The sequence below is a fragment of the Eggerthella timonensis genome (assembly GCF_900184265.1).
In the GTDB taxonomy this organism is placed as follows: Bacteria; Actinomycetota; Coriobacteriia; order Coriobacteriales; family Eggerthellaceae; genus Eggerthella; species Eggerthella timonensis.
The window spans coordinates 1,578,463-1,600,453 of the sequence record NZ_FXXA01000002.1 but is presented as its reverse complement, the minus strand read 5'-3'; the positions used below and the strand labels follow the sequence as shown (position 1 = coordinate 1,600,453).

At 64.4% G+C, this 21,991-nt stretch carries 18 protein-coding genes; 7 read left to right on the top strand and 11 right to left on the bottom strand.

The window, feature by feature from the left end; genetic code table 11:
- The first annotated feature begins 23 nt into the window (after positions 1-23).
- A complete protein-coding gene (locus tag C1A15_RS06595) occupies positions 24-1,199 on the top strand; it encodes a phosphoglycerate dehydrogenase (RefSeq protein WP_101721813.1) in 1,176 nt (391 codons plus the stop codon).
- Between the two features lie 372 nt (positions 1,200-1,571).
- Here the strand turns inward: C1A15_RS06595 and C1A15_RS06590 are convergent, their stop codons facing one another.
- Together C1A15_RS06590 and C1A15_RS06585 are read right to left on the bottom strand one after the other, a co-directional pair.
- Positions 1,572-2,504: a diacylglycerol/lipid kinase family protein gene (locus C1A15_RS06590; RefSeq protein ID WP_101721812.1), complete on the bottom strand. Its 933-nt coding sequence runs from the start codon at positions 2,502-2,504 to the stop codon at positions 1,572-1,574.
- Between the two features lie 39 nt (positions 2,505-2,543).
- Positions 2,544-3,728, bottom strand: coding sequence for an FprA family A-type flavoprotein (locus C1A15_RS06585; RefSeq protein WP_101721811.1), 1,185 nt, complete (start codon positions 3,726-3,728; stop codon positions 2,544-2,546).
- A 228-nt stretch (positions 3,729-3,956) separates the two neighbouring features.
- Between C1A15_RS06585 and C1A15_RS06580 the strand changes: the two genes are divergently transcribed.
- Positions 3,957-4,835, top strand: coding sequence for an SDR family oxidoreductase (locus tag C1A15_RS06580; RefSeq protein ID WP_101721810.1), 879 nt, complete (start codon positions 3,957-3,959; stop codon positions 4,833-4,835).
- Positions 4,836-4,911: 76 nt separating this feature from the next.
- Here the strand turns inward: C1A15_RS06580 and C1A15_RS06575 are convergent, their stop codons facing one another.
- The 3 genes from C1A15_RS06575 to aguA form a co-directional block, all read right to left on the bottom strand.
- Entirely contained in the window at positions 4,912-6,405 is a 1,494-nt protein-coding gene (locus tag C1A15_RS06575; protein ID WP_101721809.1) for an APC family permease, read from the bottom strand.
- Between the two features lie 68 nt (positions 6,406-6,473).
- On the bottom strand, positions 6,474-7,517 hold the full coding sequence (gene ptcA, locus C1A15_RS06570) for a putrescine carbamoyltransferase (protein WP_101721808.1): 1,044 nt from the start codon (positions 7,515-7,517) through the stop codon (positions 6,474-6,476).
- A gap of 73 nt (positions 7,518-7,590) precedes the next feature.
- Positions 7,591-8,712, bottom strand: coding sequence for an agmatine deiminase (gene aguA, locus C1A15_RS06565; RefSeq protein ID WP_101721807.1), 1,122 nt, complete (start codon positions 8,710-8,712; stop codon positions 7,591-7,593).
- Between the two features lie 214 nt (positions 8,713-8,926).
- Here aguA and C1A15_RS06560 point away from each other — a divergent pair, with 214 nt between their 5' ends.
- The 3 genes from C1A15_RS06560 to C1A15_RS16975 all read left to right on the top strand — a co-directional run bounded on the left by C1A15_RS06560 (position 8,927) and on the right by C1A15_RS16975 (position 10,433).
- A complete protein-coding gene (locus C1A15_RS06560; RefSeq protein WP_180953016.1) occupies positions 8,927-9,703 on the top strand; it encodes a helix-turn-helix domain-containing protein in 777 nt (258 codons plus the stop codon).
- Between the two features lie 95 nt (positions 9,704-9,798).
- Positions 9,799-10,023, top strand: a complete 225-nt coding sequence (locus tag C1A15_RS16980; protein ID WP_180953015.1) for a type II toxin-antitoxin system Phd/YefM family antitoxin — start codon at positions 9,799-9,801, stop codon at positions 10,021-10,023.
- On the top strand, positions 10,020-10,433 hold the full coding sequence (locus C1A15_RS16975; protein ID WP_180953014.1) for a type II toxin-antitoxin system VapC family toxin: 414 nt from the start codon (positions 10,020-10,022) through the stop codon (positions 10,431-10,433). The genes C1A15_RS16980 and C1A15_RS16975 overlap by 4 nt, the downstream gene beginning before the upstream one ends.
- On the opposite strand, the gene moaC is transcribed toward C1A15_RS16975, so the two are convergent.
- Both moaC and moaA read right to left on the bottom strand, forming a co-directional pair.
- Entirely contained in the window at positions 10,430-10,930 is a 501-nt protein-coding gene (gene moaC, locus C1A15_RS06550; RefSeq protein WP_101721804.1) for a cyclic pyranopterin monophosphate synthase MoaC, read from the bottom strand. The two genes, C1A15_RS16975 and moaC, sit on opposite strands and share 4 nt — an antisense overlap.
- A 119-nt stretch (positions 10,931-11,049) precedes the next feature.
- On the bottom strand, positions 11,050-12,051 hold the full coding sequence (moaA, locus tag C1A15_RS06545) for a GTP 3',8-cyclase MoaA (RefSeq protein ID WP_101721803.1): 1,002 nt from the start codon (positions 12,049-12,051) through the stop codon (positions 11,050-11,052).
- A gap of 355 nt (positions 12,052-12,406) precedes the next feature.
- On the opposite strand from moaA, the gene C1A15_RS06540 reads away from it, so the two are divergent.
- Positions 12,407-12,682, top strand: coding sequence for a hypothetical protein (locus C1A15_RS06540; protein WP_101721802.1), 276 nt, complete (start codon positions 12,407-12,409; stop codon positions 12,680-12,682).
- A 12-nt stretch (positions 12,683-12,694) separates the two neighbouring features.
- Complete coding sequence (locus tag C1A15_RS06535) at positions 12,695-12,964, top strand: ribbon-helix-helix domain-containing protein (RefSeq protein ID WP_101721801.1); 270 nt, start codon at positions 12,695-12,697, stop codon at positions 12,962-12,964.
- 62 nt (positions 12,965-13,026) lie between these two features.
- Here the strand turns inward: C1A15_RS06535 and C1A15_RS06530 are convergent, their stop codons facing one another.
- From C1A15_RS06530 to modA, 4 genes are all read right to left on the bottom strand, one after another.
- Positions 13,027-17,931 carry an InlB B-repeat-containing protein gene (locus C1A15_RS06530; protein ID WP_180953013.1) on the bottom strand — a complete coding sequence of 1,635 codons (4,905 nt, stop codon included), beginning with the start codon at positions 17,929-17,931 and terminating at the stop codon, positions 13,027-13,029.
- Positions 17,932-18,292: 361 nt separating this feature from the next.
- Entirely contained in the window at positions 18,293-19,405 is a 1,113-nt protein-coding gene (locus tag C1A15_RS06525) for a sulfate/molybdate ABC transporter ATP-binding protein (protein WP_101721799.1), read from the bottom strand.
- Positions 19,402-20,859 (bottom strand): molybdate ABC transporter permease subunit, encoded by a 1,458-nt coding sequence (gene modB / locus C1A15_RS06520; RefSeq protein WP_101723729.1) that lies wholly within the window; start codon positions 20,857-20,859, stop codon positions 19,402-19,404. Before modB ends, C1A15_RS06525 begins: the two co-directional genes overlap by 4 nt.
- Positions 20,860-20,939: 80 nt before the next feature.
- Positions 20,940-21,872 (bottom strand): molybdate ABC transporter substrate-binding protein, encoded by a 933-nt coding sequence (gene modA, locus C1A15_RS06515; RefSeq protein ID WP_101721798.1) that lies wholly within the window; start codon positions 21,870-21,872, stop codon positions 20,940-20,942.
- Positions 21,873-21,991 lie beyond the last annotated feature (119 nt).

Genomic DNA, 21,991 nt, shown 5'->3' with positions numbered 1-21,991 from the left:
CCGCCATCCTCGAAGGAGACCTCATGCGCAACATCCACTGCCTCAACAACATCTCGGCGTACGGCACCGACCTCTTCACCGACGAATACGAGCTCGTCGACGCCCTCGACCAGGCCGAGGGCGTTTTGGTACGCAGCGCCGCCCTGCACGACACCGTGTTCCCGGAAAGCCTGCTGGCCATCGCCCGTGCCGGCGCCGGCGTGAACAACATCCCGCTCGACCGCTGCGCCGAGGAGGGCATCGTGGTGTTCAACACCCCCGGCGCGAACGCGAACGCCGTGAAGGAGCTCGTGGTGTGCGCCCTCATGCTGGGCAGCCGCGACATCGCCGGCGGCATCGCCTGGTGCCGCGACAACGCCGACGACCCGAATATCGCGAAAGCGGCCGAGAAGGCGAAGAAGGCGTTCGCCGGGCGCGAGGTCAAAGGCAAGAAGCTGGGCGTCATCGGCTTGGGCGCCATCGGCGCCGAAGTGGCCAACATCGCCGTCGAGCTGGGCATGGACGTGTACGGCTACGATCCGTACGTGTCGGTAGGCGCCGCGTGGCGCATCTCGAGCGCCGTCCACCACGTGACGAACCTCGACGACATCCTCCGCACCTGCGACTACATGACCATCCACGTGCCGGCCATGGAAGGCACGATCGGCATGGTCGACGAGCGCGCCTGCTCGCTCATGAAGGATGGGGCCGTGTTCCTTAACTTCTCGCGCGACACGCTCGTGAACGACGAGGCGATGGCCGCCGCGCTGGCTTCCGGCAAGGTGCACGCCTACATCACCGATTTCGCGAACCCCGCCGTCATGCGGATGGAAGGCTCCATCGTGCTGCCCCACCTGGGCGCTTCCACCGCCGAGGCCGAGGACAACTGCGCCATGATGGCCGTGCGCGAGCTCATGGACTACCTGGAGAACGGCAACATCGCGAACTCCGTGAACTATCCCGCCTGCGACATGGGCCCCGTGCCCGACGGTCTGCGCCGCGTGGCCGTGCTGCACGCCAACGTGCCGAACGCCATCGCCCGCATCACGAACGTGTTCGGCGACGCCGGCGTGAACATCGAGAACATGGCCAACAAGTCGCGCGGCGACAACGCCTACACGATGCTCGACCTCGATGCCGGCACCCCGGGCCATCCCGACGACGCCATCGACCGCCTGGCCGCCATCGACGGCGTCCGTCGCGTCCGCGTGGTGAAGTAGCCGAAGGCGACGACCGCCAGGAAAAGCGTCGGGCCCGCATGCTGGAACGGCATGCGGGCCCGCTTCGTTAAAATCGCCCGAGCAGATCGCCTCGGGACGCCTTGGACAAAAATCCGAGTTTTCCTTATCCTGAATGCAGAATAAGGAAAAAACCACCTCCTCCACCAGGGGTTTCACAAACCATAAATGCCGTGGCACTTGATTTTCGCCAGAAACCTACAGATTGGAGGCGTTTTTGTCCATGATGCTTTCGGTCATCTTACCCGATGGGCGCGACGCTTGCAGGCTGCCGGACCAAGCTTGCCCTCCTTTGCCTCGAGCCGCCTCGCATCGTCAACCGCGGCATCCTCGGAAAGGATGCCGGCAGCCGCCTCATTTCGCGTCGAGAGCTTGCGGCACGAGGACGTCGAGAGCCTGAGGATCGACCGAAACCTCGAAGGAGCGGCCCTCGATCAGCTCGCCGTCCATCTGCGCGGGCGGCGGCTCGTCGAACTCGAGGCGCAGCGTACGGCACCGGCGCATCTCGATCTGCTTGAAGCGGGTGTGGGTTCCCGCCTTCGCGCGCAGGAAGATGTAGAGGGCCCGGGCCACGCCGACCGGCGGATGGGCGATGCACACGTCCAGCAGGCCGTCGTCGATGCGCGCATCGGGGCAGATCTTGAAGCCGCTGCCGTAGTAGGGGCCCACCTGCACGGCGAACATGACGGACAAGGACTCCTCCGGCTCTCCCCCGTCGAACGATGCGCGATACCGTCGCACGTCGAGATGGCGCAGCAACTGGTTCACGCCGGCTTCCATGTACAGCGCCGTGCCGGTGCGGCCCGTGCGCTTGCGACGGTCCATCGTGTCGATGGCGATGGCCGCGTCCAGGCCGAACGAGAGCGTCTCCACGAACCAGTGGCCGTTCACGCGACCCACGTCCACGGGCAGCGCGCGGGCCGCCAGAAGCTGCGCGCACGCCTCGTCCACGTTCTCCGATATGCCGAGCGTGCGCGCGTAGTCGTTGCCCGATCCCACCGGGATCACGCCGAAGGCCGGGCGCTCGCCGGCAGGACGGCGCATGATGCCGTTCGCCGCTTCGTGGATGACACCGTCGCCGCCGAGCGCGATCACGGTCGAGCAGCCTTCGGCGCGCTCGGCCATCTCGCTCGCATGACGCGGCCCGGCCGTGCGCGCGAGCACCACGGCGTCCTCGCCCAGCGTGGCGCGCAGCAGCTTCGCCGCTCGCTCGGCCGCCGGGCCCCCGTTGCCGTTCTGGGCGGCAGGATTCGCGATGAGCAGCACCTTCTCCCAACCCTTGTCCACAGGCGTCCCTTTCCCTTTGCTCTTCCTCGTCCGGAAACCCTATCGGCCGATCGCGCCGGCGACAGCCTCCTGCAGCTCCTTCAAGCTGGGCGCATCCTCGATCCACTGGTGCGAAAGCGTGCCCAACGACAGGTCGAAACCGCAGTTCGCGAGCACGTCCGCCACCTCGTCGGGGCCGTTCGTCCCCCAGCCGTACGAGCCGAACGGGATGCCCACGCGCCCCTGCCAGCCCGCTTTCGGCGACAGGCCTTTGAGGTAGCAGAGGAACGCGGCTACCGTGGGCATCATGGAGTTGTTGAGCGTGGGCGAGCCCACGGCCACGTACTTCGCCGACAGAACCTCGGTCATGATGTCGGAGATGTGGTTCGCCTTGAGGTCGAACAGCCGCGCCGGCACGCCGCGCTCGATGAACGCCTCCAAGATCTCGTGCGCCATGGCCTCGGTGGTGTGCCACATGGAATCGTACACCACCACGGCGTACTCCTCGGGCTGAAGCGAGCTCCAGCGCGCGTACGTCTCCATGATCTCGGGGACATGGCTGCGCCAGATCACGCCGTGGCTCGGCGCGATCATGTCGATGTCAAGGCCCTCGAGCGCCCCCAACGCGCGCTCCACGTGGCGCGAATACGGCATGACGATGTTCGCGTAGTACTTCTTGGCCTGGGCGAGCACCTCGGGCAGGCCCACCTCGTCGTCGAAATGCTTCGAGGACGCGTAGTGCTGGCCGAAGGCGTCGTTCGAGAACAGCACGCGGTCGACGTCGGAATAGGTTGCCATGTTGTCCGGCCAGTGCACCATCATGGTCTGCGTGAACGCAAGCGTACGTTTGCCGATGCAGAGCGTGTCGCCGGTCTTCACGGGCACGTAGCCGCGGTCGCCGTAATGGGCCGCGAGGCCGCTCACCCCGTACGGAGCGCTCGCGTACACGCGCGCATTCGGCGCGAGCTCGCACACGGCGGGCAGGGCGCCGGAATGGTCCTGCTCCACGTGGTTCGCGATCACGTACTCGATGCGCGCGGGATCCACCACCTCGCGCACCCGCTCCAGAAGCTCGCCCGCGAAGGCGGGCTTGCAGGTGTCGATGAGCGTGGGGTGCTCGTCCATGATGAGGTAGGCGTTGTACGTGGATCCCCGGTCGGTCGTATAGCCGTGGAAATTCCGCTCGTTCCAGTCGATGCCGCCCACCCAGTACACGTCGGGCTTCACTTCAACCGCATGCAGCATAGCATCCTCCCGTCTCGTAGGTTCGCGAACCAGTATAGCGAAACCGAGCGAGCGCCTGCCCGCATTCCCTCAAATGAGAGCGATCAGGCCGCATTCGGACGGGACGAAGCGCTTCCAGCGGCGTCGTCGTTACCGGACAGCGGAGACGGGGTAACGCCTCGGGCGGCCCCGGCGCGGGCATCTGCCGCTGCGCTACGCTGCCGACACGAACCGTGAAAGGAGGCTTCCATGCCCGAACTCGTAGAACTGGAAACCCAAGCCCCGAAAGCGGGCTATGCCATGGACGACGTCCGCGCGAACATCGATCCGAAGCCGCAGCTCGAAAGCGACCGCTATCGCCCGGCGGGCAAGCTGGAGGGCAAAGCGGCCCTCGTCACCGGTGGGGACAGCGGCATCGGCGCAGCCGTCGCCATCGCGTTCGCCAAAGAAGGCGCCGACGTGGCCATCGCGTACTACTCCTCCGACGACGACGCGCAAGCCGTGGCCAACCGCATCCGCGAGCTCGGCCGGCGTGCGCTCGCGTTCAGGGGCGACGTGGGGGACGAGGCGTTTTGCCGGAGCATGGTCGAGGGAATCGTGGCCGAGTGGGGCCGCCTCGACGCGCTCGTGAACAACGCGGGCGAGCAGACGCCTGCGGAAAGCATCCTCGATCTGGAGCAGGAACAGCTGGTCCGCACGTTCCAGACCAACCTGTTCAGCATGTTCTACCTGGTGAAAGCCGCCCTCCCCCACCTGCCCGAAGGCGGCGCCATCGTGAACACCACCTCGGTGACCGCCTACCAGGGCTCGCCGAACCTGCTGGATTATTCCGCCACTAAGGGGGCTATCACCGCGTTCACCCGCTCGCTTTCCGAGAACGACGACCTCGTGAGCCGCCGCATCCGCGTGAACGGCGTGGCACCCGGCCCCATCTGGACGCCGCTCAACCCCGCCTCGTACGGTCCGGACAGCGACAAGGTGAGGCACTTCGGCGAATCCACGCCGATGGGGCGCCCCGGACAGCCCTACGAGCTGGCCCCCGCCTACGTTTTCCTGGCGTGCGACGACTCCAGCTACGTGTCGGGCCAGGTGATCCACGTGAACGGCGGCACCGTGGTGAACGGGTAGGCGCCCGCGGTCCTCGGCGCGGCGGGAAACGCACGGACCCGTGCGCTCCCGCCGCGCGAAGAAAGGTTCGAGGCGGCTATCCGCGCTCGAATTCCAGATCTCGCTCGGCCGCTTCCTCCAAACCCGCTTCCACCGCCGGATCGAGGTAGCCGTGCGCCGCGTCCCACTCCTCGGGGTCGCCGTCGAGGGCCATGCCGCGGTACTCCTCCGTGCGCTTGCGCGCCGATACCACGCGCACGATCTCGCCGATCACCGCAAACGCTACGACGCCGATGAGCATGGGGATCTTCGAGAGCTCTTCCTCCGAGCCGTTGAGCGGCACGATGGTGGCGATCATCGACAGGATGAGCAGCACGACGGGCACCCAGCACGCCACCGTGGCGGCCGCCGTGCCCCCGGGCATCCGGAAGATGCGCGGACGGTTCGGGTCCACCTTGCGCAGCTTCAGGAACGCGGGGAACATCGGCATGTAGCAGATCAGAAGGAACACGATGTTCATCGAGAAGAAGATCCAGAAGAACCCGTCGAGTCCCACGGCCGACATGACGGGCGACACGAGCACGAGCGCGCTCGCGATGACGCCGTTCACGAGCGCCGCGCCGGTGGGCACGCCCTTCTTGTTGAGCCGCGCGAACACGCCGGGCATGTTCTTCTTGTCGGCCGCATGGGCCGCCACGTAGTTCACGCCGAACGACCAGCTGATCATGTTGCCGAACAGCGTCACCAGGAAGACGACGCCGATGGCGATGAACAGCAGGCTGCCGTTGCCGGCCATGATGGCCACCGCGTCCATGATGCCGGAATCGAGCGACACTTCGTTGGACGGGATGGCCGCGCCGATACCGAACGAGCTGAACAGGTAGATGGCCGCGATGGCGATACCGCCGGCGATGATGGCCGTGGGAATCTGCTTCTTCGGGTTCTCCATGTCGTTCGCGAACACGGCGATGGCCTCGAAGCCCATGAAGTTGAACAGGATGATGGACAGGTACGTGAGGCTGCTCGCGTCCATCGACGGCAGGAACGTGGACGGCGACATGTCGCTGGCGAAGCCGTTCGTCACGGCGTAGTAGATGCCGAGGCCGCCCACCGACACCGCGATGAGCACCTTCAGCACGGCGGACAGGTTGAGGATCCATGCCGAGTCCGACACCTTCGAGAAGCTCATGAACACGACGATCCACACGAAGGCCAGCTCGATGGCGAGCGTCGGGATCAGATCGAGCTCGAAACCGGTCATCAGCGCGATGGTCTCGGGGAACAGGAAGGCGAGCGACGCCATCCACAGCGGGAAGTTGATCCAGTAGTACCAGCTCACGCGACTGCCCCATGTGTCGCCGAACGCGCGGCGCACCCAGTCGGCGATGCCGCCCTCGTCGTCGGCGTACGTGGTTCCCAGCTCGCACACGATAAGGCCGTACGGCATGAGGAACGCGATGATGAGGAAGATCCACCAGAAGAACTGGGAGTTGCCGATGGCGGCGGCGGGAGCGGCCGCTTCAGCGACGAACACGACGCAGATCACCGTGAGGATCGCGTCGATCATGCGGAATTTCTTCTTCTTGGCCATGCGGCTCCCCTTTCAAGAGCGAATGTCCCAAATGGGGACAGTCCCCATTTGGGACATTTTGGCGTTTGCTACTTGCCGATCTTCGCCAGCACCGCGTTCATGCGGGCCTCGGCGGCGTCGGCGGCGGCGTCGTCCTCCGGCAGCTTGGGGCAGAGGTAGGCGAGGATCGCGCGGATGGAGTGCTTGCGGTTCTCGGCCTCGACCCAGCACAGGCTGCGCTCGGGATGGTCCATGACCTCGTCGACGACCTCCTCGCCGCGGGTGGCCGGCAGGCAGTGCAGGAACTTGGAGTCCGGGCCGGCGAAGTCCATCATGTCCATGGTCACCTGGTACTTGGGGTAGAAGACGTCCATGTAGCTCTCGCCGCCCTCCTCCTCGTCGTAGAGGCCGTACCACACGTCGGTGTAGACGAAGTCGGCGCCCTTGATGCACTCGACGTCGTCGGAGACGGTGACCGTGCCGCCGGAGACCTTGCAGTTCTCCTCGGCGATGGCCATGATGTCGACGGTCTTGTCCACCACGAGGCCGCCGTCGGTCACCTGATGGCCCTTGGGGCCGAAGTGCACGAAGTCCATGCCCATCTTCGAGGCGATGAACATGAGCGAGACGCACACCTGCGTGGCGTCGCCGACGAAGGCGAGCTTGCAGTCTTCGATCCTCTTGCCCTCGGGCATGTTCTCGATCATGGTCAGAAGGTCGCCGAGCTCCTGGGTGGGGTGGTTGTAGTCGGACATGCCGTTGATGACCGGCGCGGCGGAGTTCGCGGCCAGGCCCACCACGTCGGGGTGGCGGTTCACGCGGGCCATGAGGATGTCGACGAGCGAGCCCATGACGCGGGCGGTGTCCTCGAGGGTCTCGTGGCCGCCGAGCTGGATGGTGCCCGGGCCGAAGAACTGCGCGTGGCCGCCCAGGTCGGTCATGGCCGTCTCGAAGGAGATGCGGGTGCGGGTGGACACCTGCTGGAAGATCATGCCGAGCGTGCGGTTCTTCAGGATCAGCGGGTAGCGGCCGCCCTCCTTGATCATCGCCTTCATGGAGCGCGCCAGCTCGATCATGTCGAGCAGCTCTTCCTTGGTGAAGTCGTTGGTGTCGATGTAGTCCTTGACGGTCACGATGCCTCCTTCATGAGGGAAGCGGGCCGTTCAGAACGGCCCGCACACGGATGTAACGGTTCGCGCGATCTGCCTAGCCCAGCTTCGCGGCGATAGCGGCCGGATCGGGCTGCTGCAGCGCCATGCAGTGGATGTTGCCGCCGCACAGCGACCACTCGCGCGTGTAGATCTTGATGATCTCGCGGTCGGGCATGAGCTCGGCGAACATATCGCACGCCACCTGGTCCATCGGGTCGCCGTACTGGGGGACCAGCAGGCCGCCGTTCACGAAGTAGCTGTTGATGTACGTGATGGCCAGCGGCAGGTCGGCCTCGCGCGACGCAGCGTCCTTGCAGAGGTCCACGCCGGCGCTCTCCTCCTCGGAGATGCGGATGATGCCGGGAATCGGGATCTTGTGGATCTCGAATTTCCGCCCCTTCGCGTCGGTCGCCTCGGACAGCACGTCGTAGGCGGCCTTGAGGTTCGGGTACTGCGGGTTGTCCTCATCGTCGGTCCACGAAAGCGCCAGCACGCCGGGGCGGATGAAGAAGCACACGTCGTCGATATGGCCGTCGGTCTCGTCGAACGCCATGCCGTCTTTCAACCAGATGACCTTCTCGAGGCCCATGTACTCCTTGAAGTACCACTCCACCTCTTCCTTGGTGAGATGCGGGTTGCGGTTGTGGTTGAGCACGCTGTTCTCGGTCACGATGAGGGTGCCTTCGCCGTCGATCTGCATGGCGCCGCCCTCGAACACCATCTTCGTGGCGTCGTATGCGTCGTAGTTCTCGAGGTCCAAGAGCTTCGTGGCGAATTCCTGGTCGCGCTTCCACGGGAAGTACAGGCCGCCCTCGAGCCCGCCGTACGCGTTCCATCCCCAGGTCACGCCGCGCATGTCGCCCTTGTCGTTCACCACGTAGAAGGGGCCCTTGTCCTGCGCCCACGCGTCGTCGATGGTCATCTCCACCACGCGCACGCCCTCGGGAAGGCGGGTGCGCGCGTTCTCGTACTGGTCGGCCGAGCAGAACACCGTGAGCGGCTCGTGCTTGATGATCTCCTTCGCCACTTCCACGAGGACGGCCTGCGCGGGCTTGCCGCCGTTGCGCCACGTGTCCTGGCGCTCGGGCCAGATGAGGAAGTCCTGCTTGCGCGGCTCGAACTCTCCGGGCATGCGGAATCCGTCTTGCTTCGGCGTGCTGTCGGTGATGATCTTCATGGTGCGCTCCTTCGCTGATCGTCGTGGGCGTTCCCACCTGATGGCCCCATCCTACCGACGCGCGGCGCGCGGCGTCAGTACCCGCGAGGAGGGCTTTTCAACAGTACCCCTTCGCGTCGAGGTACCCGATCGGGTACCTCGACGCGAAGGGGTGCGGATATGGTACGATTGCCATCGAAGCGGATGGCCGACGCGAAGGGAAACGGGGAAACCCATGGTGGAGCTGAGCGACAAGCGATGGCGAGCGATCGACGACCTCCTGCTCACGTTCTACGCGGCGACGGATCTCGCCGACCTGCGCCGGCGGGCGATGTGCGGCTTGCACGCCCTCGTGCCCTACGACAAGGGATTCTTCGATCTGTGCGATTGCAGCGAGAGCGGCCGCTTCGTGTTCTTCGACCCCGTCTCGACGGACATGACCGACGAGGAGCTGCTGTCGTACTACCAGAAGTACGAACCCGGCGACTACACGACCTGGCTGTTCTCGGTCAACGATCCGGTGGTGTACCGAGACTCCACCTTCGTCACCGACGAGATGCGCGACCGATCGGAGCTGTACCGCGAATGGATGATCCCCATGGACGTCCACTACAGCATGGGCAGCACGCAGGTGGGCAACGGGATGATCTACGGCTCCATCACCCTGTTCCGCACGCGCGCGTCGGGCGACTTCACCGAAGAGGAAGAGGAATGCCTCGCCGTGCTGAACCGGCACCTCTCGACGTATTTGGCCGTGACCTATCCCGCCGGGCTCAAGCGCGACGAAGGTAAGCCCGTGGTGGCGGGCACGGGCCTCACGGCGCGCGAGCAGGAGATCGCCGCGCTCATCGCCGAGGGGCTGGGCAACCAGCAGATCGGCCTGCGCCTGTTCATCTCGGAGAACACCGTGAAGAAGCACGTGAAGAGCATCTATCAGAAGATGGGCGTCTCGAACCGCCACCAGCTCATGGCCGAACTGTATCGAAGCGCCGCCATCGTGGTGGACGCGTAGGCGCTTTCTTCGAAGTGTTGAAATGAGTTTGTACAAAATTTTTCATTTTATTGTACAATATAAGCACGACCTGTAAGCACGACAGGAGGTGCACCATGACGCCGACCACGATTCCGGCATCGGAGTTCCGACAGAATTTCGGGAAGTATCTATCCCTCGTGGATGTGCAAGACTTCCAGATCACCAAGAACGGGAAAGTCATCGGGCTTTGGACGAACCCGCATCGCGACAAGCTCGCCCTCGTCGAGCGCTTGGCGGGCAGCGTGCATGCCGAAATCGACCTCGAACGCGATCGCGAAGAACGACGAGATCGACAGTGAGGGTATTTCTCGACACGAGCGTCATCCTCGATTACCTGTTGGACAGTCGGGGCGCATTCCACGAGCCCGCCGTACAGCTCATGAGGCTCGTCGCAACCGACTGGCTGGAAGCCGGGTTCTCTACGTCTCAGGCGACCGATCTATACTACAGCTTACGGAAAGCGGCGGGAGACGAAACAGCCCGGTACGCTTTGCGCGGGCTGTTCACCCTATGCGAGCTGTACCCCACGCCCGTTTCGGCATGCGTCGATGCGCTGGAGCTTCCCATCGACGATTACGAAGACGCTGTGCAGATAGAAACCGCTCGAACGAACGGATGCGACTTCATCATCACGAGAAATCTGCGCGATTTCGAAGACTCGTCCGTTCCGTTCATCGACCCCATCGGGTTCTTAGCGCTGCGCCGTTAGGCGCGCTCCCAAAGGCCGGACTTGCCGCCTTCCTTCTTGAGCAGGCGCACGTCGGTGATCTCCATGCCGCGGTCGACGGCCTTGCACATGTCGTACACGGTGAGGCATGCCACGCTCGCGGCGGTGAGCGCCTCCATCTCGATGCCGGTCTTGCCCGTCACGCCGCAGGTGCAGGTTACGTGGATGCCGACGAGGCCGTCGGCGCGCTCGCCTTCGGCCACCGGCGCGCACTCCACCTTCGCCTTCGTGATGTTGAGCGGGTGGCACATGGGGATGAGCGCGCTCGTCTGCTTGGCCGCCATGACGCCGGCCACGCGGGCGCACGCCAGCACGTCGCCCTTCGCCGCCTTCCCCTCCACGATGAGCGCGAGCGTCTCGGGATGCATGGCGATGAAGCCCTCGGCCACGGCGATGCGCTCGGTGTCGGCCTTCTGCGACACGTCCACCATGCGCACGTCGCCGTGCTCGTCGATATGGGTCAGCTGCTGCTCGGTCATGGGTGTCTCCTTGGTTCGTGGTCTTGCAGGTTGGAAGGGCGCAGGTTGGCGCGGTAAGCCAGCGAGAAGGGACGAGGTGCGTCGGCAGGTTCCGACGGTCGGCAGACCGTCGGACCGCCTCAGCCTCCGATTTGGCTCATGCCGCGCTCGGTGCCCACCTTGTCGTGGTGCTCGTCGGGCTTCGCGCCGAGCGCTTCGGCGAACACGGCGCGCGAAGCTTGCGCATCGCCCGAGCGCAGCGCGCCTCGCAGGTCGTACTCGTCATCCGAGAACAAGCACGGACGCAGCTTGCCGTCGGCCGTCAGGCGCAGGCGGTTGCACTCGCTGCAGAAATGGCGCGACAGCGGCGAGATGAACCCCACCGTGCCCAGAGCGTTCGGGAACTCGAAGTAACGCGCCGGCCCCCACCCCAGCGGGCGGTCGTCGCCGGCCGGCACGAGCTCGTCCATCACTGCGGCGCGGGCGCGCTCGTTGATGAGATCGAACAGCTCCTCGCTGGGAACGACGTCGTCCTTGCCCCAGCCGCAGCCGTGGCTGCCCGAGCTCTCTCCCACGGGCATGTACTCGATGAATCGCACGTGCAGCGGGCGGTCGATGGACAGCTTCGCGAACTCCAGGTAGTCCTGGTTCAGGCTGCGCACGGCGACGGCGTTGATCTTCACCGGGTTGAACCCGGCCGCGAGGGCGGCGTCGATGCCGTCGAGCGTCTGCTGCAGCTCGCCGCGACGCGTGATCTGCTTGAACTGCTCGGGATCGAGCGTGTCGAGCGAGATGTTCACGCGCGATAGGCCCGCCTCCTTGAGGTCGGCCGCCATCTTCGGCAGCAGCACGCCGTTCGTGGTCATCGACACGTTCTCGATGCCGGGCGTGTGCGCGATAGCGCGCACAAGGTCCACCACGCCGAGGCGCACGAGCGGTTCGCCGCCCGTCAGGCGGATGCTCCGGATGCCCATGCCCGCCGCAACGCGTACCGCTTCCTCCATCTCCTCGATGCGCAGGATGTCCTCGTGCGCGAGGGACTGCACGCCTTCCTCGGGCATGCAGTAGATGCAGCGGAAATTGCAGCGGTCGGTGAGCGATATGCGTAAATAGTCGATGGTACGACCATGGCTGTCTTTCACAGGACCAGCTCCCTTCTCGTCCGAGAATATAGTATAGGCCATCCTTTACCTCGCATGCGCTGCAATATGGCAAATGGAACAGCGTGCATCAGATCCGGGAGCAATGCGCGCTGGAAACACGGGCACGGCATATGGAATCGGCGTGGGATCGGCGTTGAAAGCGCATCGGATTCGGAGGCGCGCCGCGTTGGATGCGCGTCATCGGCGCGTGAGACAAGGTTTCTACCCTGGAAGAGGGAACGGAAAACGGAAGGGAGCACGTCAGGCGGCCGACTCCTCGCCCGCCCTCCTGCGCCCTTCTTGCAATCGCTCCCCATTTCGTATTATAATTTCGTATCACAAAAGGATGATCGCCATGGATCTGCCCGAGCAACGCGTCGTCGTCCATCACCGCATCCGCGAGCGGCATCCCGACGTGACGGAAGACGACGTGCGCACGGCGTGGAACAGCCAAATCAAGCGTCGCAAACGCGAGGAGCTGCACCCTCCCCAATACGCCGCCGTGGGCTTCGACGCGAAGGGACGCTTGCTCCAGATGGTTGCCGTGTACGATCCGTTGAACGACGTCGTGCTCATATTCCACGCCATGAGGGCGACCTGGAACATGCTGAACGAGCTTGGATTGTCATAGTGAGGAGCAGTCATGGAAACGCTTTGCACCGAAGACGGGATCGAGATAACCGACGAGCTCGTCGAGCAATGGGCTGCGCCTTGGGAGCGTGGGGAAATTCCGGGCACCCCCGGCAAGATCGTGGTCGGACGCCCCCGCATCTCGACGGAGGATCTTGCCACGGTCACGTTCAAGCTACCGAAATCCCAGGTCGACGCGCTCGACGAAACCGCGAAGCGGGCCGGCGAGACGCGCTCGCAATTCCTGCGCGCGCTCGTCGCCGAGGCGATCTCGCAAAGCTGACCCCCGTATGGGCACGGGGAGCGGGCTCTTGCTTCCCACTCCCCGCTCGCGTGGACGGCGGCTCAGCCGCGGCTGCGACGGCGCTTCGCCGCCACGACGATCGCCGCTGCCGCCAGCACGACCAGCGCGATAGACGAAGCCGCGAGCCAACCCGCGCCGTCTCCCGTCGCAACGAGCTTCTTGGGCACCTGCGCCTGCGGCAGCGGCTTGGAAGAGGGTTTCGCGCCGTCATCGTCGACAACGGCATCGTCGCCTCCGCTGCCGGAGCCGCCTCCGCCGGAGATTGCCGTCCACTTGGCATACAGCGTCATCGAGCGATCGACCGGCACGGCGAAATCGTACGCCATCGTCAGCGCCTCGTCGGAGAACCAGCCTCCGAACGCAAAACCCTCGCGCTTCGGGTCGACAGGCTTCGATGCCTTCTCGCCAAGCTTCAACGTCTGCGCCTCGATAGCCGTACCGCCGTTCGATTCGAACGTCACCGAGACGGTGTCGGAGGTCAACAGGGCATAGGTGGAAAACGCGCTCGCATAGAAACGCACGATGCCCTGCTCGCGATCGACGCTTTCCGGATAGATGATCTCGGTCGCTCCCTCATGGACATGCGCGATGCGCACGTGCTTCCCCTTGACGAGGTCTGGGTCCACATGGATTTCGAACAGGAGCGGCGTGCTCACCTCGTTGAGCGAAACGGTCCTCTGGTCTTTGACGCCCTCATCGCCCACCACCTTCACGGTCATCTCGACGCCCAGATCCAAGTACAGCGCCACGCCCTCGCTATCGTTCACGACGCTTCCGATGGCCTGCTGCTCGCCCTCTTCGACGTCCGACGCGCCCTTCTCCTCGAACCTGAGCGAAATGACGACCGACACCGTGTCGTCGGATCCTGCCGCTTCGAGCACGTCGGCCACCGCCTGCGCGTCCTGCGCGCTCATCCCCGCAGGAACCTCGCCGTTGCCGATGGACTCAAGGGACTTTTGCGCGTGCTCGGCCGCCGCCCTCACCGCCTCGTCCGGCACCGCCGCGTACGCCGAGCCATCCCCGCTCGCTTGCGGCAGCTCCACCTGGATCTCCACATCGGCATCGGGAAGCGGCACCGCGTTCCACTTGGCATAGTACGTGATGGCACCCGCCTCGAACACCGCGGGAAGCTGCGTCACTGGCGCGGTCAGCGCCTTGTCGGCATACCATCCGGCGAACGCGTAGCCTTCGCGCATCGGCGCAGGCAGCGACCCGCGGACGGGCGCGCCCGTAACGCCCACGAGATCGTCGGCCTTCGACCCGCCGTTCGCCTCGAACACGATGCGCGCCTCGTCGGCCGTATAGAAGAACGTCGCTTCCTTGTCGTACGCGTCGAGCGTCACCTGCTGGACCTTCGAGCCCTTCACCGTGTACCCCGCAATGTCGAGAGCGGCTTCCTCGTAGGTTTGGCCGAAGGTGCGCTCGCCCACCAGCTTGTCGTCGGCGAGCTTCGTGTCGGTGCCGTCCAGGAAATAATGCACGGTGTAACGCACGTCGGCGTTCGCCGCCCAAGAACCGGTGATGACAACCTTCTCGGCGGGCATCTCGAAGGCGACGTCCTTCGACCAGCCGGAGAACGTGTAGCCCGTCATCGTCGGAACGGCGGCGGGCTCCACCGTCGCGCCGTACGCGACCGAAGTCGTCTGCGGAACGGCAGGGGCGCCGACGGGAACTGCGCCCGCGTAAGCGTACGATACCTCGTAGGAGTTGCGGTCGTAGAAGAGCTTGAGCACGAGGCTGCCATCGCCCTTGACGGCGCCAGAAGCCAGCGAGCCCGGAGCGTCCTCGCGATACGAGAACCCGGTGAACGTCTTGGGCGCGGCCGTGACCGCGGAATCGGTCATCCCCTCCAGCTCGTCGGCGGCAACCAGCTGGTAGACACCGTCGAGGCTCTGCCGATAATGCTCGACCCTGTACGCCGTATCGCCGTTGGCCGTGAACGAGCCCGTGAGCTCAACGTCCTCGTCGGGCATGGTGTAGCCCTCGGCGACGCCCCAGCCCCCGAACGTGTAGCCGGGGGCGGTGGCTTGAGCGGCCGTCGCGACCGGAGCCCCGTAGCGAAGCTGCCGGGCGTCCGGCAGCGCCGAGGCGCCGTCGGGAACCGTGCCCGCGTAAGCGTAGCTCAACGTGTGCACGTTGCGGTCATAGCGGATCTCGACGACCGTCGAACCGTCGCCGGCGATCATTTTCTGGCTGACAGCCTTCGCCGTGAAACCGGCCACCTCGAGAGCAACCGCGCTCGTCTCGGCATCGGTCGTGCCGGAAAAGGACTGGGTTTTGGCCGCGTCGAGCGTGTACCCGTCGCCCTCGACGTTCTGGAAGTAATGCTCGACCGCATAGGCGGTGTTCGCGTTCGGCGTCCATGTGGCGACGTAGGAGCGATCGCCCGTGGAGTTCTTGGCGATCGTCACGTTCATGGCCGCATTATCGAGACCGGTGCCCGTCCAACCCGCGAACGCGTACCCGACCTTCGACGGGTTCGCAAGCACGACGTCATCGTCGAAGTAGGTGTAGGAAACGGGGTTGCTCGCCCCCTCCTCCAACGTGCCGCCAGCCAGATCGTACGAGACGGCATACGCGCGCGGCACCACGGCACCGGGGTCGTCGATGGCGTCGAGGGCGATCTGGGAATATTTATCACCGTCGAAGTGGTCGGAAACATCCGTCGAGAACGTGCCGCCGGTGATGAAGAACTTGTCCGCCCCGCTCACGATATAAACGCCCGTCCCCCCGATGAAGCGACCGCCGGAAATGGAAGCTTCCATAACGTACGACGGATCGGCTTCCTGTTCATTGGCGAACAGGATCGCATCACCGTCGGCAGAGGTGTTCTCGAAAATGCCCCCCGATACGTCGATCTTGATGGAGCCCGCATACTCTTCCGCATTGGCGCCAAGCGGATTCACCGCAACGAGCGCTCCTGTGTATTTTCCGGTTTTACCGTTTCCGGCAGCAGCTTCGGGATGTCGCTGTTCCGAAGCCTTGAACGTGCCGCTCTCGATATTCAGCTCTCCCGAGCGAATCTCAATCGCCCGGGCCGTTCCCTCGAGAACCGCATCGCCCGAAACGTTTGTCACGCCCGCCGAAGGCAGGTAGAGCGTCTGCTCGCCGCCCTTGAGCACCCCGCCCGTGATGTCGATCTGGTACCCGGCATTTGCGCTTTGCCCGTTCGCCGCCAAGCAGACCCCGCCATCTTCCCAGGTTCCCCATTGGTTGTCGAGCACGCCGCCCGAGACGATTGTATGGGTGCCGGAGCCGTTCGTGCCCACAAGGTAGTACACGCTTTCGACGCCCTTCAAGGTTCCGCTTTCAAGCTTGAAGGTGCCGTGGTTGTCTACGAAAGCGCGCAGTACGCTGCTTCCATCGCTCGGGGCGATCGCGGTTATCAAACCCTCGCCCACGCTATCCCTGATCGTTAGCCCGCCCCCTGGATGCACTTGGAACAGCCCTTTGTGGGCGTTGTTTCCCGACATCGCGCTCAAATCGAGCGTCACGCGCTTGCCTGCGAGGTCGAGCGTGATCGACTTGTCCATCAGATAGGCGAAAAAATTGTTGCCCATCGGAAAAGTATCGGCGTCAATGGCGACGTCCCTCAGCAACGTCACCGTGTCGCCATCGCCCGCATCGGCAATCGCGCCGGCCAGCGTGGCGTACTTCATGTCGCCGATGGCCGCCTCCCGCGCATCGGCTACCGTGAATGTGCCGTCGCCGTTGTCGAGCGCTCGATATCCCGGAGCGCAATAGGCGCTCGGATCGGACGCAAACGTGCCGCCGACGATCGAGAGCTTGTCCGCCTTATCAAAACCGACCGTGTTGCCCACATTCGACCCGCCGACGAAAGAGCCTCCCGAGATGGAAGCGTTCAGGTCGTACAGTCGGCCATCGCCCACCTGCTCGTTCACGAACACGAGCGCATCACCGTTGACGGCAGCGGTGTTCTCGAACGTGCCGCCGGTGACGTTGATTGAGATATTTCCGGCGTAGCCCGTCTCTTTTGCATCGAGAGGGTTGACCACGACAAGCGCGCCGGTATAAGCGCCAGTCGTGCCGCTTCCCGCGACTGCGTCCATTCGACGCGATTCGGTGGCCGAGAAGGTACCACCTGCAATGTTCAGCTCTCCTGCGCGAATCTCGACCGCGCGCGCGGTTCCTTCGAGAACCGAATCCCCTGAAATAGTCGTAACGCCTGCTGAGGGAAGATACAGCGTCTGCTCGCCGCCCTTGAGCGTTCCACCTGTGATGTCGATAGAAAATCCTGCGTTTGAGGACTTCCCATTCGCCCCGAGGCAAGCACCGCCGTCTTTCGACGTTCCCCATTGGTTATCGAGCGTGCCCCCTTTGATGAGAACACGAGCGCTTGGTCCGTTCGTGCATACCAGGTAATACACGCGCTCGACGCCCTTGATCATGCCGCCCTCAAATGCGAAGTAGCCGTAATTGTCGATTAAGGGTCGCGCCGAATACGATCCCGCCTTCGGCGGCAGTGCCGTTATCGTTCCTCCGGTTCCGCTGTCCTTGATGGTCAGTCCGCCATCGGCGTTCACCCTGAAGACGCCTCGCTCATCATTGTCGTGGTTTTCAATGGCGATCTCGCTCATGTCAAGCGTCACCGTTTTGCCGGCAAGGTCCAAGGTGATGTTCTTGCCGCTAATATAGTTGTAGAATGCGCCCTCGTCAGCATCAGACGCTTTGATCTCAGCAGCGTCAATGGTGACGTTGTTAAGCATCGCAACCGTTTCGCCGTCCATCGCGCCATCGATAGCTTCTTTGAGCGTTGCGCACGTCGCTCTAACGGAATGATCAGAGTGCAAGATCGCCGCAACGCCTTCGGCCGTCGGCTCTACCGCCTCCTCGCCCCAAGCTAGCGCCGGGACGTTGATGGACGCGATCAGAGCGAATGTCAGGATTATCGCAAACAACCGATTGACGCGCTTCTTCCACTTCATAGCTTCGCCCTTCTCCCATGCCCCTACGTTGTCTCCCATGCTTGTGGAAGATCGCCCGTCGAAAAAAGCAGCTCTCTTGCTGCACGAAGCGGACGATCCTGTCAATACCATTCAAATAGTAATTTACACCTCCCCCCGGGTCAATAAAATTAGTCGTGGATAAGGATGCGCGGGGACAAACACCGTGATTAGCGTAACGAACGCATGCTGCACGAAGCGGGCGGCCCGCAATCGCATCTCAAGACTCGTCAGCGGCAAGGCCGAAAAGCAAACGAACCGCCGAAGCAGGCGGTTCGCAGCAATTCATTCATGTCACAAGCGCGGCCTCGCGAGCGCCGAGCGGCCCGCATTGGCCCTTTCCCTACCGCGACACCAAATACACCTTGTCGGGCGGGATGCGGATCCAGAGCTCCTCGCCCTCGTACGGCAGTCGCTCGGACGGCACGGACAGCTTGTCGACGCGCCAGAACAGGTGCTGGTGCAGGTATTTCATCTCGTCGTCGGTGCGGGCCACCGTGGGCGCCTCGGTCTCATCGCGATCGAGGAATCCCAGCAACACGGTGCGCTCGAAACGCGAATCGCTGACGCGGTCGACGCGCACGCGATAGCAGTTCTCACCCGGGCCGTCGGCGCGCTCGAGGAAGAACGCGCGAACACCGAGCGCCCTCACGTCCTCGGGCACCTCCTGGCGCGCCGTCGCCTCGATCCCCCACTTCGGCAGGCGCACGCGATGCTCGCCCGCACGCACGGCGACCGTGGCGTTCTTGCAGCCCGACAGCTTCACGCCCGCGAGAGACTGCGGCCGGTTCACCAGGTCGTCGCCAGTGCCGGTCTCGGTGATGGAGCCGGCCTCCACCACGGCGATGCGGTCGCAGAAGCGCAGCGCCTCGTCGATGTCGTGGCTCACGTACAGCACGGTGCCGGAAAACGCGTCGAACAGGCTGACGAGGTTCTGCTCGAGCACGCTCTTCAAGTGGGCATCGAGCGCCGAGAACGGTTCGTCCAGCATGAGGATGCCCGGGCGCGCCGCCAGCATGCGCGCGAGCGCCACGCGCTGCTGCTGGCCGCCCGACAGCTGCGCCGGATAGCGCTTGTCGAACCCGTCGAGCCCGAAGCGCTTGAGCTCGGCGGCCACGAGCGCACAGCGGTCGGCCTTCGACACCTCGCGGCCGATGCCCGCAGCGACGTTCTCGGCCACCGTGAGGTTCGGGAACAGCATGTAGCTTTGGAACAGCAGAGCCGTCTTGCGCTCCTGCGGCGTGAGGTTGATCTTCCGCTCGGAGTCGAAGAACACCCGGTCGTTCACCACGATCCGCCCCTCGTCGGGCGTCTCGATGCCGGCGATGCAGCGCATGGTCAGGCTTTTCCCACAGCCCGACGCGCCCAGGAACCCGAGCGTCTCGTCGCCCGCCTCGAACGCCACGTCCAGCGAAAACGACGAGAACGTCTTCCTTATGTCCACCTGTAGGCTCATGCTTCGACCCTCCTGCGGTACTTCGTCGTGCGCCTGCTCCATAGGTTGATGAACAGGATCACGACGAAGCTGAACGCCATGATGACGGCCGTCCAGAACAAGGCCACGTCGGTGTTGCCGTTCATCCATTCGAAGTAGATGGCGATCGGGATGGTGCGCGTGACGCCCAGATAGTTGCCGGCCAGAAACAGCGTCGCGCCGAACTCTCCGAGGGCGCGCGCGAACGACAGCACGGTGCCCGCCGCGATGGACGACCACGACAGCGGCAGCATGAGCTTGAAGAAGATCTTGGCGTTGCTCCAGCCCAGCGTGCGGGCCGCGTCGAGCATGTTCGGATCGAGGTTCTCGAACGCGCCGCGCGCGCTGCGGTACATGAGCGGGAACGCCACCACCACGGCCGCCAGCACGGTGGCCTGCCAGCTGAAGATGAGCGGGAAGCCGATGTCGATGAACCACTGTCCCAGCGCCGTGTTCTTGCCGAACGCCAGCAGCAGAAGAAAGCCGCACACCGTGGGCGGCAGCACCATCGGGATGGTGAAGATGGAATCGGCGACGTCCTGCGCACGCACGGGGATGCGCAGGCTGAAGTACGCGGCCGCCAATCCCAGGATGAAGATGAACACGATGGCGGTGAGCGTGGTCTTGAGCGTCACCCACAGCGGGCTGTAGTCGATGCTCCGCAAGAACGACGAGAGCGCCGCGAGGCCCTCGGGGGCGCCGACGACGCTTACCCGGTCGGCGGGCGAGAGCGTGGCGAAATCGGCGTGGGTGAGCCGCACGTGGGAAGGGTTGGACGCGTCGGTGACGTCGGAGCCGTCGGCGCCGATGACGCAGGCGTAGTACTCGCCCGGTTCGAGCTCCTGGTCGAAGCGGTACTCGACGCCTCCGTACTCCACGACCGGCTCGTTCGAGAATATCCAGTTGCCCTGGCGCCCCAGCACCGAGCCACCTTTTGAGTTTTCGGAATCCAAGGCGATGATCAGGCTTTTAAGATACGATCGGCTCTCCGACGAGCTCTTGTCGAACCCGTTTTGCTCGGCGACGCCGTGCGGCACGTAGACCACGATGCAGGCGTCGGAAGCGATCACCGCGAGGCTGCCCGGCTCGTCGGAGACGAAGTAGCGGTAACCCTCGTAGACGCCGTCGACGTCGCCGTTGCTGCCCACCTGGGAACGCGAGAAGTTCTCGAGCGCGAAGGGGCTGCCGTCGATCGACGCCGCCGTGCCGTCAGCGTCGAGGTTCACGGCATCGTCGGATGCCGTGTCCTCCTGCGCCGTCTGCGCTGCGGGAGCGCCGGCAGGAGCGTTGGGCGCAGCGAGATCGCCTTCGTCGTCGGCGTCTGCGCGGGCGATGCCGGGGACGAAGGCGATCGCCAGCGCCAACGCGCATGCGCCGAGCAGCAGCGCGGGACGCGGAAAGGCGCGGGCGATGCGGTTGATGAGCGTGTTGATCATGAGGCGTCCTTGTCGCACGGAAAGGATGGGATCGAGCGATCCCATCCTTTCCTCATCACTATACCGTATGCGTGCGGGCTTTAGGAAACGAGTTCGAAGCCCCACTCCTGCCACAGCTTCTTGGCCTCCGCATCGGTGGTGGCCCACTCGATGAACTCGCTCGCGGCCTCGGCCTGCGTGGAGTCCTTGCAGATGGCGGCCGGGTAGACGATGTTCTTATGCGTGTCGGCCGGCACGACGCCGATAACCTTCACGCCGCCGAAGCGGTACACGTCGGAGGTGTACACGAACGCCACGTCAACGGCGCCGGACTGGGCCTGCTTGCACACGTTGCCCACGGAGCTCTGCAGGTTGACCTTGCCCTCGAGCGGCGTGCCTTCGTAGGAGCCGTCGGTTCCGGCGCTGTCCTTGCCCGTCTTGCCGTCGGCATCGGTGAAGCAGCCGATGGTGGAAAGCGCCTGGTTGGCGTAATTGCCGGCCGGCACCGACGCGTCGCCCACGGCCACGGAGTAGTCGCCCGTGGCGAGGTCGTCGAGCGTGAAGCTCTGGTCGGCACCGTACGTCTTGGCCAACTCGGTATCCTCGCCTGCGACCATCACGAGGTCGTTCTTGAACATGTCGAAGCGCGTGGCCTCGTCGACGTAGCCCTTCTCCACGGCGTCGTCCATCTTCCCCTTGGAGGCGGAGATCAGCACGTCGGCGTACGCACCGCCGGCCAGCTGTTCGTTGAGCTCGCCCGAGGACAGGTACTGCGTGTCCTTGAACGTCACCCAGGCATGATCTTGCGCGTACAGCTCCTGCACGGCGTCCATGGCCTTCGACAGCGAGTTCGCGGCGAACAGCTGCAGTTCCACGGCGTCGTGCTGTTCGGCCTTGTTGGCCTGGTCCTCGGCTTGCTGCTGCGGCTCGGCCGCTTGCTGCTCGTTGCTCGACGAGCATCCGACCAGCGCGAACGCGCCCACCAGGGCGAACGCGCACGCGGCCGCGAGCATGATGCGAATGTGCTTCTTCATGGATTCCCTTCCCTGACGCTCCCATCCCGACGGCGCTCGGACCGGGGAGATCGCGTACGCGGCGCAGAGTCCTCGCTCGGTTCAAGCTGCCCTCATATTATTCTTTTCAATGATTATAG

Coding starts and splice junctions, on each gene's coding strand:
- C1A15_RS06595 (WP_101721813.1), top strand. CDS start 24: ATGCGCAACATCCACTGCCTCAACAACATCTCGGCGTACGGCACCGAC.
- C1A15_RS06585 (WP_101721811.1), bottom strand. CDS start 3,728: ATGCTGCATGCGGTTGAAGTGAAGCCCGACGTGTACTGGGTGGGCGGC.
- C1A15_RS06580 (WP_101721810.1), top strand. CDS start 3,957: ATGCCCGAACTCGTAGAACTGGAAACCCAAGCCCCGAAAGCGGGCTAT.
- C1A15_RS06575 (WP_101721809.1), bottom strand. CDS start 6,405: ATGGCCAAGAAGAAGAAATTCCGCATGATCGACGCGATCCTCACGGTG.
- aguA (WP_101721807.1), bottom strand. CDS start 8,712: ATGAAGATCATCACCGACAGCACGCCGAAGCAAGACGGATTCCGCATG.
- C1A15_RS06560 (WP_180953016.1), top strand. CDS start 8,927: ATGGTGGAGCTGAGCGACAAGCGATGGCGAGCGATCGACGACCTCCTG.
- C1A15_RS16980 (WP_180953015.1), top strand. CDS start 9,799: ATGACGCCGACCACGATTCCGGCATCGGAGTTCCGACAGAATTTCGGG.
- moaC (WP_101721804.1), bottom strand. CDS start 10,930: ATGACCGAGCAGCAGCTGACCCATATCGACGAGCACGGCGACGTGCGC.
- C1A15_RS06540 (WP_101721802.1), top strand. CDS start 12,407: ATGGATCTGCCCGAGCAACGCGTCGTCGTCCATCACCGCATCCGCGAG.
- C1A15_RS06535 (WP_101721801.1), top strand. CDS start 12,695: ATGGAAACGCTTTGCACCGAAGACGGGATCGAGATAACCGACGAGCTC.
- C1A15_RS06530 (WP_180953013.1), bottom strand. CDS start 17,931: ATGAAGTGGAAGAAGCGCGTCAATCGGTTGTTTGCGATAATCCTGACA.
- C1A15_RS06525 (WP_101721799.1), bottom strand. CDS start 19,405: ATGAGCCTACAGGTGGACATAAGGAAGACGTTCTCGTCGTTTTCGCTG.
- modB (WP_101723729.1), bottom strand. CDS start 20,859: ATGATCAACACGCTCATCAACCGCATCGCCCGCGCCTTTCCGCGTCCC.
- modA (WP_101721798.1), bottom strand. CDS start 21,872: ATGAAGAAGCACATTCGCATCATGCTCGCGGCCGCGTGCGCGTTCGCC.